We start from the raw sequence: 11,752 nt of genomic DNA on the forward strand, positions 1-11,752 counted from the left end.
GGAATAGACGAGATCTCAGCCCTGTGCCAACGGTTTGTCCGGATGGGGCGAAGGCGTCTGCTCGCTGCCTTCGTCGATGCATGCGTACAACCGTTGCGCCTTCAAAGGAGGAACACCATGTTCGCGAAGCTATCTCGCAAGTCGCTTCCGCTGTCGCTAAGCCTGTTGCTCGCCGGCGCAAGTACCGGTGCACTGGCCGCCACTACCCCTGCCATCGACGCGGGTGTTGCACCAGCCGATCAAACCGTGCACGTCACGTTGATCCTGAAACTGCGCAACGAGGCCGCGCTGGAAAATTACGTCAAGGAGACCGTCACACCCGGCAATCCGCACTTCCAACAATTCCTGACCACCGCGCAGTTTGCGCAGCAATACGGCGCCACGGACAGTTCGATTGCGCGAGTGCAGGCCTATCTGCAAAAACAGGGCTTGAGCAGCGAAGTGCTGCCGAGTCATCTGGCGATCCGCACCAGCGGCACGCTCAGCCAGTTCGACAAGCTATTCCAGACTTCGATCCACAATTACGTCACGCGCCAGACCGGACATCATTTCCATAAGCCGGTCTCCACGCCGCAGATCCCGTCAGCGATCGCCGACGTGGTCGATGTGGCCGCGGGCCTGAGCAATGAACGCGTCTATCGCCCGCACCACCTTTCCTCGCCGGCCTTTGCCGCGCTGGGCAGCCAGAACGCGAAACTTAATCCGCTTGCACTCGGCAAGGGCTCCGACAGTTCCAGCGGCAATCCGACCGCGTCGGGCATACCGGGCGAATACACGGTAGGGGATGTTGCCAACTTCTATGACATCAACCCCCTTTATCACCGTGGCGTGGTCGGCAAAGGTTCGACCGTGGGCATCGTCACGCTGTCGAACTTCTATCCGAGCGATGCGACGACCTATTGGTCGGATATCGGACTGACCACCAAGCCCAATCGCATTACGCAAGTGCATGTCAACGGCGGTGGCGCCATCGATGATGGCAGCGGCGAGACTTCCATCGACGTGGAACAATCGGGTGGCATTGCGCCGTATGCCAACATCATCGTGTATGACGCACCAAATACCGAAGACGGCTATGTGGATGCCTTTGCGCAGGCGGTTTCGGACAACCAGGCCGACAGCCTTTCGACTAGCTGGGGACTACCGGAAATCTTCAACTTTGCCGCCTTGAATGTGGACGACGCCAGCAATACGGACACTACGGACGTCGGCGATCTTCGCGCTTTCCACAAGATCTTCCTGGAGGCTGCTGTGCAAGGGCAGTCGCTGTTCGCCGCGTCAGGCGATTCCGGTGCTTATGACACGGTCCGCGACCTGGGCGCAGGCACCGCCGTGGGCGATTACACCGCACCGTTGACGGTTGATTCGCCGGCATCCGATCCGTTCATCACCGCTGCAGGCGGCACCACGACACCTTACAGCTACGCCTTCGGCACAGGCCCGACCGAGTCGGTAAAGCAGGAGAGCGTGTGGGGATGGGATTACTTGCAGAACTATTTCGATACGTACATCGGCCAGGGCGTGGTGGATCTGTTCTCGGTGGGCGGCGGCGGCGGCGTAAGCGTGTACTGGCATACACCGTTCTACCAGGACTTCACCTCCGGCATTCAACGCAGTGAAACCAAGCAATCGCTGGTCTACAACGACCCCAGTGCCGGCCCCACCACGTTGTTGAAATTGCCAGGCCGTTTTGCAGGACGCAACGTGCCGGATATCTCACTCAACGCCGATCCGGAAACCGGCTATATCTTCGTTTCAACCTATGACGGCGGCCTGCTTGATGGCGAGGGCGGTACCAGCTTCGTCGCACCGCAACTCAATGGCATCACTGCGCTATTGCGTCAAAGTGCCGGGCATCGTATCGGCCTTTGGAATCCACAGGTCTACGCGATCCAGAACATCTTCGGCTACGGGCGTTTCTCCGCCTTCAACGATGTGCGTGCCGGTGACAACTGGTTTTATTACGGTGCGCCACGCTACAACCCGGGTGCCGGCATCGGCTCACTCGATGTAGCGAATCTGGATGCGTTCCTGCGCAGCGGTTTCTGAGTTCTGCTTCAAGTGTCCTCTTGCCGGTTGGCAAGAGGACACTTCTTTCAACGTATACCTGCCGATGCTTTCGCGGATGTGCCGCACCGCTCATCGTTACGCTTGCGCCGCACATCCTGGTGGCTTGCTATGATCGGGAATCGCTTCGCTTCCCATCGCCCTCGCCATGCCACTCCAACGCCGCTTCGTGCAACTCGATGTATTTTCGCGCCAACCGATGAAAGGCAATCCACTCGCGGTGGTGATCGACAGCGATGGCATCGACGAGGCAACGATGCGTGCCTTCGCGCGCTGGACGAATCTTTCCGAGACGGCTTTTTTGCTGAAGCCCACTGAGTCGGGTGCCGATTATCGCGTCCGCATCTTCACGCCGCATCAGGAGCTGCCATTCGCGGGACATCCCAGTGTAGGCAGTGCTTACGTAGCCATCGAAGCAGGACTGACAGCGGCGGGAAAAACCCGGCTCATACAGCAATGCGCCGCCGGCTTGCTTCCGGTAAACATTGAAGGTTCGGACGGAGCAAGAACGATTCATGTGCAAGCGCCTTCTGCACAAGTGGAGCATGTCGACGATGCCTTGCGTCTTGCCATGGGCGAAGCGCTTCACTGCGGCCTGGACGATGCATGCCCACGGCTGGTGAACAACGGCCCGCGCTGGTGGATTTGCCATCTGCACGATGCATCGCACGTACGGATGCTGAAGCCCAATATGCATGCTGTAGCCGAACTGTGCATGCAGCACCGTGCCATCGGTGTCTGTGTGTTCGGCCGGGAACACGCGGGCGATGCAGCCATGGCCGTACGCGCCTTCTGCCCTGCCGACGGCATTCCGGAAGACCCTGTCACGGGGAGCGCTAACGCGGCAATCATGGCGTTTCTAGCCGATTGTGGCGACACCTCGTATGGCAACAGTTATCGCGCCAGCCAGGGACGTGAAGTCGCGCGCGACGGTTACATCGATGTTCGTCGCGATACCCACGGAAACATTACGATCGGCGGCCAATGCGTGCCGCTGATTCACGGCCACCTTGAACTCGATTGATCGCTAAAACCACGGCCACCTGCATGGTGGCCGTAGCGTATTTTTATGCACACATCAGAAGCGGTATTCGAATGTGCCGCCGTACATGCCCGTGTTGAAGTGGCCGACGTAGATGTCGCTCGCCCGGCTTTGAAACACGTCGTAATTCAAGCTGATGCCGATATGCCGATTGAAGTCGTAGCCGAGACCGAGGCCGGCATAGAACCCGTCGCCGTTGCTAGTGCTGGAAACGGAGGCAAATCCCAGCTGGTCACTGGCCCGTCCGGTTGTGTGCGAATGGAACCATCCGCCGCGTAAGGACATGAACCAACCGTAGTCGCCGTAATGCAGCTTGAAATTACCACCGAGCAGTTCCCCTTGGGTCTTGATCGAGATATGCACGGGATCGAACGGCCCGCCGGCATCGACCACGGCGTAATCGTCATTGCCGATCACTTTGCCGAGATCGACGTAGCCGGCTTCGACGCCCCAGGAAACCGCGCCGGCATTCCACAGATAGCCCAGGCGCAAGGCCCCGGCCGTGCTCGTGTTGTCCTTTTGCTGCAAGTTGCGGATGTTCACATCCGAACCGGCGACTTCTCCATTGACGAAGAAATTGCCGTCCATTGCCATCGCTGCAGTCGACATCACAGCCAGTGCAGCGCCGATGGCCACCTTCGAAGTCCATTTGTTCATTGAAGCCCCTGATGAATATGGGTGGTTGTTGACGGATAAAACGCAACGATCGAACCACGCCCGCGCCTACCGCGATGCGGGCAGGCTCGTACCCCGCCGATCCCCGGCGGGCAAGATATTGTAGAGAGACTGCGAAGAGAGGGGCGATGTACGCCCGTACGGCGGCCGGCCCAGGCGCTGCCGTGCTGCCAGTGACTTGAGCCTCCTGCTCTGCCACCTTGCCGCTTGCCGGATGGCAACGCGATTGCCATGCTCTGCGTTTCCTTCCGAGGTTTTTTCCATGACGTCACCGGTTACCGGCTACCAGCGCAGCCTTCGCCTGAGAGATGCAGCGCTGGTCGTAGTCGGGGGCATCATCGGCGGCGGCATCTTCTTGAACCCGGGTATCGCCGCGCAGCGCACGGAATCGGGCCTGGCCTTGCTGCTGATGTGGGTGGGTGCGGGCGTGCTGACCTTGATCGGCGCACTGTGCTATGCCGAACTGGGCGCTCGCCGGCCGCATGCCGGCGGAACCTACGTCTACCTGCGTGAAGCCTTTGGGCCGCTGGCTGGATTTTTGTTTGGCTGGACCATGCTGCTGGTGATCTACTCCGGATCGAGCGCGGCAGTCGCCACCATCTTTGCCAGCTATGCGGCATCCGTGTTCGGCCTTCCGGCGGCTACAGCTACCCCACTGGCCGTTGGCGCCCTGGTGCTCGTCGCGGGTATCAATCTGTTCGGACTGAAGTTCGGCGTGCAGATGCAAAATCTGTTCACGCTGCTGAAACTGCTTGCCGTAGCGGCTCTCGTCGTGTGCGGGCTGTTTCTCGCCGGAGCGGGGAAAACCCCGCTTTTGGCTGTCGATTCTGCGCGCAGCCATGTCGGTTTCATGAGTGCTTCGTTACCGGTGCTGTTTGCCTACTCTGGCTTCACCTATCTCAACAACCTCGCCGGCGAGGTGCGCGAACCGCAGCGCACGCTGCCCCGCGCGCTCTTGCTGGGCATGCTAGGTGTGATCGGTGCATACGCGTTGGTCAACGTCGCCTACCTGGCGGTGCTCGGTCATGGCGGACTGGCGCTCAGCCACACCCCCGCGGCGGATGTCATGGGCAAGGTCTTCGGTACGACTGGCGCCAAGCTGATTGCCGTGGGCATCGCCATCTCCACCTTCGGCTTCTGCAACATCACACTCGTTGCCGGCGCTCGCGTGCTGCAGGTCATGGGCGAGGACGGCCTGTTCTTCGCCAGCGTGGGGCGATTGCATCCGCGTCATCACACGCCCAATCTCGCATTGCTGCTGCTGGTGGGCTGGTCGATTGTGTTGGTGCTGTCCGGCAGTTACGGACAACTGCTCGATTACGCCACCTTCGGCGACTGGCTTGCCTGCGCCGTGGGCGTTGGTACGTTGTTCTGGTATCGCCGGAAGCGGGCGGGAGACGTTTCGTTCCGGGTGCCCGGTTATCCGCTGCTTCCCTGCATCTTCATCGCCACCATCGCCCTCGTGGTAGTGCAAAGCTTGCGCACGAGCCTGGTGAATACTGGCATCGGCCTGGCCATCATGGCGGCCGGCATTCCCGTGTACCTGATCTGGCGTGGGTTGTTCAATCCGGCCCGTTCGTGAGTGAACGCCCCACCCGGCCTGTGCCGGTTGCGTTCAAACCACGCCACGCGTGAGTGCATGACATTCGCATGCCTGCACGAACGTGCTGAAAAAGTGAAGAACGCGCATTTTCCGCAACCTGATAAATTCTTGCGTCAATGCCACAATGCGCGGATAGGTAATAGGGAGAAAGCATCCGATGGTGCAAGACCACGCCACGCTCGCCGACAAGACCGCTATCACTCCAGTAGGGGTTCGTCCTGGCATCGACTTGCACATCAACGGCGAGCATTACCGGCATACCGGGGATCCGCACATGCCGCTGCTTTGGTATCTGCGCGATGTATTGCAACTCGACGGCACGAAGTACGCTGGCGAACACGGTGAAGGCGGCGCCGATCTGGTGCTGGTGAATGGCAAGGCCATTTCTTCCATCACCCTGCCGATGAGCAAGCTCGCAGGCAAGCAAGTGGTTACGGTCGAAGGCCTCGCCGATGCCAAAGGCACCCTGCATCCCTTGCAACAGGCTTTTATCGATGAAGACGCCATCGGCTGCGGCTACTGCACCCCGGGCTGGCTGATTGCATCGATGGATCTGTTGAACCGCATCAAGGATCCTGCCGACGACGACATCGACACGCTCCCCAACCTCTGCCGCTGCGGCTGCCAGACGCGCGTGCGCAGTGCGATCAAACGCGCTGCAGCCGCCATGAAAAAGGGAGCACAGGCATGAGCGGCCCGATCAGGCTGTCGCGTCGGCGTTTTCTGCAAGTCGCCGCTGGCGCTGCCGGTGCATTGATCGTGGGTGTCCGCTCGGCGCGCGCTTTCGCGATGCAAACACCACCGGACATGTTGGGCGATGCGCTCTACGATCTGGACGCTTACGTTCGCGTCGATGCTGATGGCAGCATTCTGATCGGCGCGCGCGATCCGGAGACGGGCACCGGCGTAGCGACATCGTTACCGCGCATCATCGCCGATGAAATGGATGCGGATTGGCAGCGTGTACGCGTGATCCCGCTGGGCCTCGGCGTCGCCAACAACAATGGTCAGCCGCGTTGGCTGTATGGGCAGCAGGTTGGCGGCACGGGCAATTCCATTCCGCGTGCATGGAAAGACCTGCGCGGCGCCGGTGCGCTCGCGCGTTCGCTGCTGATGCAGGCTGCTGCGCAACAGCTTGGCGTACCGGCCGATCGCCTGCGCACCGAGCGCGGCCAGGTGATCGCCCCTGACGGGCGTCGTCTTGGCTACGGCCCGTTGGCAGCCGCTGCTGCGAAAATCACAGCGCCGCAAACAGCTATGGTGCTGAAAACGCCCGACCGCTTTAGCTTGATCGGCCAGCCGGCAGGCGATGTCGACGCGCGGGCGATCGTAACCGGCCAGACCCCGTATACGCTTGACCATCATTTCGGCGACAGCGTGGTAGCGGTACTGGCTCACTGTCCATGGCCGGACGGCCAGCTGGCCGGGCTCGACAGCAGCGCGGCATTGGCCATCAAAGGCGTGCTGAAAGTCGTCGAACTCAAGCCGGATCCAAAACTACCGCCGGGTGAAACGGTGATTGCACCGGCTGTCGCGGTGATTGCCGAGAACACCTGGCTCGCGCTGCAAGGGCGAAGCGCCCTCAAGCTCAGCTGGAAGCCGGGTCCAAGCGGCAAGGAAAGCACGGCTGCGTTGGAGCAACAGGCAACGTCGTTGCTCGATAGCGACAGCGCTCCTACCACGCGCGTGCGCGACGACGGCGATATCGATAAAGCGGGACGCAAGGCTGCGCGACGCGTGGAGGCGGAGTACTTCCAACCCTGGCTGGCTCATGCCACCAGCGAAACGATGGATTGCCTGGTGCGCCTGGACAAATCCAGCGCGACGCTCTACGTACCGACGCAATCGCCGCAGCAAGCCTGGACCGTCGTGCAGCGCCTTACCGGACTCGCGCCGGACCAGATCGATATTCGCGTGCCGCGCATCGGCGGCGGTTACGGACGCCGCCTGGATCACGATTACGTCGCAGAAGCCGTGCTGTTGGCCAAGCAAGTCGACAAGCCGCTACGCCTGTTCTGGCCACGCGAGGAAGATCTCACGCACGATTTCTATCGCTCCGGCTGCGTGCACAAGTTCCATGCGATCATCGACCGCAAGCGCCATGTCATTGCCTGGAATCAACGGCTCGCCAGCGCTCCGGCGTTGACCGGCCGTGGCGTGCCCAGCGATCACCTCTGGACGTCCGAAGTAGACGTCAACCAGCTACCTGCCGGTTTTGTACCGAATTACCGCAGCGATTGGTTCAGTCTTGCTTCCTCCCTGCCGCGTGGCCCGCATCGGGGCATGCCACATACCACCAACGCTTTCGCCGTCTGCAGTTTCATGGACGAGATCGCGCATGCGCTGCAGGAAGACCCGCTGGTCACCTATCTGCGCCTGATTGGCGAGCCTCGACTGGTGCCTTTGCAAGGCGGCGGCGCCATCGATACATCGCGGCTGGTGAACGTACTCAAGCTGGTCGCCGACCGTATTGGCTGGAAAGATTGGCTGCGTTCGGTCAACGGTTTGGGCATCGCCTGTTGGCACATGGACGGCGCCTATGTCGCGCATGCGATGGAAGTATCGTTGCAAGGCGAAAAGCTTACGGTCGAACGTGCCATTTGCGCGGTCGATGTAGGACGCGTGATCAATCCCATGGGCCTCGAAGGCCAGGTCGCGGGCGCGACGCTGGACGCCATTTCCAACGCGCTCAACCTCGCCATCACGGTCAAGGATGGCAAGGTGCAACAGACGAGCTGGAAGGATTACCCGCTTGCAAGCATGGCGCAGTTGCCGCGTGCCGTAGAGGTGATTACGGTACCTGGCGAAGGCGATCCCACCGGCGCGAGCTTCCTTGCCATGCCAACCGCGGCTCCCGCCTTGGCCAACGCTGTTTTCCGCGTCAGCGCCGTGCGTGTACGTCGACTGCCCTTGATGAAGGAATTCCTGCGCTTGCTGTAACCCGCCACGCTTTTCCGTCGCGGGAGAATGCGTGCTTAATGAAACTGATCGCTCGCGGGCACCCACGAACCCGACGCAGGGGCCGGCATGTGCAATGGCTTTGTCGGCACTGCCGGCAAAGTGGAGGGGGCCGGCGGGCAATCGGGGGGCATCGGGCCACCACTTATTCGAGCCGCCGCACATTCAGCGCTATTGTCCAGCACAACCGGTGCGGCAGGCGTCGGCGCGCTCCCGGCAGTCGCCACCGTTTTCGGAATGGAAGTGTTGGTCGAAGGCAAGTTCAACCGATCGTAAATCTTCTGCGGCAACGGCACCGCAGGCGGATCGGGATTGTGGCAGCCAAAGAGCGAAGACGGCAGCAGTGGGGTCACCGTGCACTCGATATGAATCCCTTTGGGCAGATTGAACGTGTGGCTGACCGTGGTTTTTTCCACGGCATGGCGAAGCGCCGTATCAATGGAACTCTCGCCTTCCGGCGTCCAGTACTTGTCGAACACGGTCGGACGATATTTCGGCAGATTCGTGTTGTGCGACATGATTTCCGTATCACCGCGCGGCTTCAGCTGGATGTACGTGCCATGCGGCGTCCCTGGCGTGCCACCGCCCTGGGTGCCAGCCGTATTCCCGGTTCCAATCGACGGCGACGGTTGCTTGCCGTTGGCGGTGTTGCTTTCGGCGGATTGAATCACGCCATTCGGCTGGCCCGGGTTGGCCGTTTCGCTTCCTTCCGGCGTAGCGTTAGGTGCGGTGCTGACATTTGTCGCAGCTTCGCTCTCGGATGCGCTGGATGGCGATGCATTCGATGCCGGCGCAGAAGCACTGACTGTTTCGTGCTCGGGCTTGTTTGAAGATGACGGCTTGGCTTCCGCCTGTGGAGACGATGGTGTCGCCACCGGCACCGGACTCAGCTGGGGCCGCAGTGACACCTCCGGCACGGAAAGCTTGGGTGCTTCTACCGTCAATGCCGGCGCAGCAGGCTTGGCGGCCGTCGATGGCGTCGTGGTCGGCACAGGCGGCGCCGTGGCGAGTTGCGGCGGCTCTTGGGGACGCATCACCGGTCCTACAACGTGCTCGGCTGTACGCGACACATTCGGTGTCACCAAGTTGGCCGACGACGCTTGCAGGTTGACGGTAGGTGCCACCTTGGCCGGCAGCGGGATAGCTTGCAATGCCGGCGCAGGCGGTGCTGCCGCGACAGGGTTTGCCTGGGTCGTTACGGCATTGGGCATTGGCACCGGCGTGAGGGCCGGATTCTCAACGGCCATATGCGGCGGCGTTACTGTTACTGCCGACTGCGCAGCTTGCGTCGGCAACGCCAGCGACGGTAATGGCGGCATCGGTTGCGTCCCCTCAGGCTGAGGCTTGCGCACCGGCGCCGGTTGAAATGCAGGCGGAACCGGTTGCTGCACCTGGACGGCCTGCAAGGACGGCGGTGGCGGCGTCAGACCGACCGGCTTGGTTTGTTCGATCGGCGGTGCAGAGGGTTTTGGCAAGGTGATCGGCGGCAAGGGTGCCGCAACTGGCTGCTTCTTTTCGGCGGCAGGCGACTGTGCTTCGGCTATTACGGCCTCTTGTCGTGACGCAATGGCCGGCACTTGCGTAGGCGTGGCTGCTACGGGTGCAGCAGTAGAAGCCTCATGGATTGCACGCGCCACGTGAGCCGTATTGCCGCGATGCGTAGGGCCATGCTCTTTCGGCGGCACTCCACGGACCGGAGGCGGCGGTGGTGGCTGCGGCTTGTTCTCGATCAGTCGCACCATCAAGGCGTTCCCCTTGGGCTCTGGCGGCGGCGGTGGCAACTCATAAGGGGAGCCGAGCATGGTTCCGAATAGAAAGCCCAGATGCACGAGCAGCGTGCCGACCAAACCAATCACTTTGAGCAGACGATCGCGCGGTTTTTCCCGTGTGCGGCGTCGATAGACGAGCGCCCACGTCGTCGCGTCGCGCGGCGATTTGATCAGGACGACAGGTGCTGGGGACGCGGACTTGTCCGGTGGCGATGGCGGCATGGGCGCCAGTGTAATGGCCTCGGCAACATTTCTTTCGCGCTATGCCATCACTGCTTCTGGGCGGTGCGATTTCAGTGCTGTGGCGTAACGGATTTCTTCTCGCTCGCGGCGCGCTCCGGCGTATCCACCGGACACCCATAAGGCAACGGCTTACCGGCGCGATATTCGGCGATACAGGTAGCGATGGCGCGCTTCGGCACCACGCTGCCTTTCACCAGAGGCGGCGGCGCCATATCCAGCCGTTCGTCGCCATCGGTAGACGGCGGAGGTGCGGGCGGCATGCCGCAATTGGGTATGGGTATCCCGAAAACTTTCTGGCACTTCAAGTGAATGCCATGTGGAAGATCCATGCTCTTTGTATTGCTCTCGCTCCCATTCAACTTGCGCATCAGGCCACCGACGAACGACTCCTTCGGAGGCGGAAAATATTTCTCGAACCGGTTTGGCGCTGATTGGTATCGGCTGCCGGCGCGGTTCTGCATGATCTGCGTATCACCCTGGGGTGTTCGCTGCACATAGCCAGCCTTGGGTATCGGCGGGTTGGAAGCATTCGGCGGCAAGATGATTTGCCCGGTACGGCTGAACAACATCGGGGGCGGCGCCGAGCTGGACGACGCAGGTGCCGCTTGGGGGGGCGACGCCGGCAAAGGCGCCGGCCCTGGCAGATGCAACGTCATCGCATTTTTCGAGACGGGTTCGCGCGCCGGATGCGGCGGTGGAGGCGGCGGCGCAATGGGTGGCGGCGCAACTGGTTTGGCTACCGGATTATGGGTGATAAAGCGTACCTGGATCGCGTTGTTCAATTGCACTTCAACCACTTGCGGCGAGCGTGCGGGCGGCTTCATCTCATACCAGACAGCAGTGGTAAAAAACGCGTGCAGCAGCAACGCGATAACCATCGCCATCCAGAAACGGCGACGATCGCGGGGCGGTTTGCGCCAACGCAGCTGATGCAGCATGGCGCGGGTAGGTCCGTCGAACGGCGCCAGTCCACGTCCCCGCTCGGGAGATGGTGGAAACCAGCGGTGATGTTCGACCTCATCGGGGCGTTCGATAAGCCGTCCTCGGTGTCAACGCAGGGCCGCACGGTGCGGCCGTGATGCGGGCGATGGCATGTCACACTGACCTCTCGCCAGCGTTGTGGTTCCAGATGGGCGCAGCACCTGGATCACACAAGGTTAACAGTCGTCGCCGAAGTGTCTTCGCACTGCAGCTTGACCATCCTTTCCAATGAGAGAAGGCTAATCCGCAGGCAGCATGCCACCTGCGCGGTTTGCAGGTATCGCTGTCGACTCCCGCCATGACCGCCCTGCGTCCCGCGCACAAAGGACGACCATGACGGCCCGCCATCATCAGCCGCCAAACGCGGCTTCGTGCGGTGCCGAAGGTCTTCGCACGATCTGCGCCTGGAAGCCT

Annotated in this window: 8 protein-coding genes; 5 read left to right on the forward strand and 3 right to left on the reverse strand. The window is 61.4% G+C overall.

Annotated features, from left to right (window positions below):
• The first annotated feature begins 117 nt into the window (after positions 1 to 117).
• Both AC4HNJ_RS03540 and AC4HNJ_RS03545 read left to right on the forward strand, forming a co-directional pair.
• The gene (locus AC4HNJ_RS03540) at positions 118 to 2,049 is read left to right on the forward strand and encodes a S53 family peptidase (RefSeq protein ID WP_490478150.1); all 1,932 of its coding nucleotides are present in this window, start codon (positions 118 to 120) and stop codon (positions 2,047 to 2,049) included.
• Positions 2,050 to 2,215: 166 nt separating this feature from the next.
• Complete coding sequence (locus AC4HNJ_RS03545; protein WP_490478151.1) at positions 2,216 to 3,091, forward strand: PhzF family phenazine biosynthesis protein; 876 nt, start codon at positions 2,216 to 2,218, stop codon at positions 3,089 to 3,091.
• Between the two features lie 54 nt (positions 3,092 to 3,145).
• Here the strand turns inward: AC4HNJ_RS03545 and AC4HNJ_RS03550 are convergent, their stop codons facing one another.
• Positions 3,146 to 3,766, reverse strand: coding sequence for an outer membrane protein (locus AC4HNJ_RS03550; RefSeq protein WP_490478152.1), 621 nt, complete (start codon positions 3,764 to 3,766; stop codon positions 3,146 to 3,148).
• 280 nt (positions 3,767 to 4,046) lie between these two features.
• Here AC4HNJ_RS03550 and AC4HNJ_RS03555 point away from each other — a divergent pair, with 280 nt between their 5' ends.
• The 3 genes from AC4HNJ_RS03555 (at position 4,047) to AC4HNJ_RS03565 (ending at position 8,327) form a co-directional block, all read left to right on the forward strand.
• The gene (locus tag AC4HNJ_RS03555) at positions 4,047 to 5,366 is read left to right on the forward strand and encodes an APC family permease (protein ID WP_490478153.1); all 1,320 of its coding nucleotides are present in this window, start codon (positions 4,047 to 4,049) and stop codon (positions 5,364 to 5,366) included.
• 178 nt (positions 5,367 to 5,544) lie between these two features.
• Positions 5,545 to 6,078 carry a (2Fe-2S)-binding protein gene (locus tag AC4HNJ_RS03560; RefSeq protein WP_490478154.1) on the forward strand — a complete coding sequence of 178 codons (534 nt, stop codon included), beginning with the start codon at positions 5,545 to 5,547 and terminating at the stop codon, positions 6,076 to 6,078.
• A complete protein-coding gene (locus tag AC4HNJ_RS03565; protein WP_490478155.1) occupies positions 6,075 to 8,327 on the forward strand; it encodes a xanthine dehydrogenase family protein molybdopterin-binding subunit in 2,253 nt (750 codons plus the stop codon). The genes AC4HNJ_RS03560 and AC4HNJ_RS03565 overlap by 4 nt, the downstream gene beginning before the upstream one ends.
• A 35-nt stretch (positions 8,328 to 8,362) precedes the next feature.
• Here the strand turns inward: AC4HNJ_RS03565 and AC4HNJ_RS03570 are convergent, their stop codons facing one another.
• Together AC4HNJ_RS03570 and AC4HNJ_RS03575 are read right to left on the reverse strand one after the other, a co-directional pair.
• Positions 8,363 to 10,336, reverse strand: coding sequence for a hypothetical protein (locus tag AC4HNJ_RS03570; RefSeq protein ID WP_490478156.1), 1,974 nt, complete (start codon positions 10,334 to 10,336; stop codon positions 8,363 to 8,365).
• A 71-nt stretch (positions 10,337 to 10,407) separates the two neighbouring features.
• Positions 10,408 to 11,295, reverse strand: a complete 888-nt coding sequence (locus AC4HNJ_RS03575) for a hypothetical protein (protein WP_490478157.1) — start codon at positions 11,293 to 11,295, stop codon at positions 10,408 to 10,410.
• Positions 11,296 to 11,752 lie beyond the last annotated feature (457 nt).

The organism is Dyella sp. SYSU CM1112, assembly GCF_058216415.1.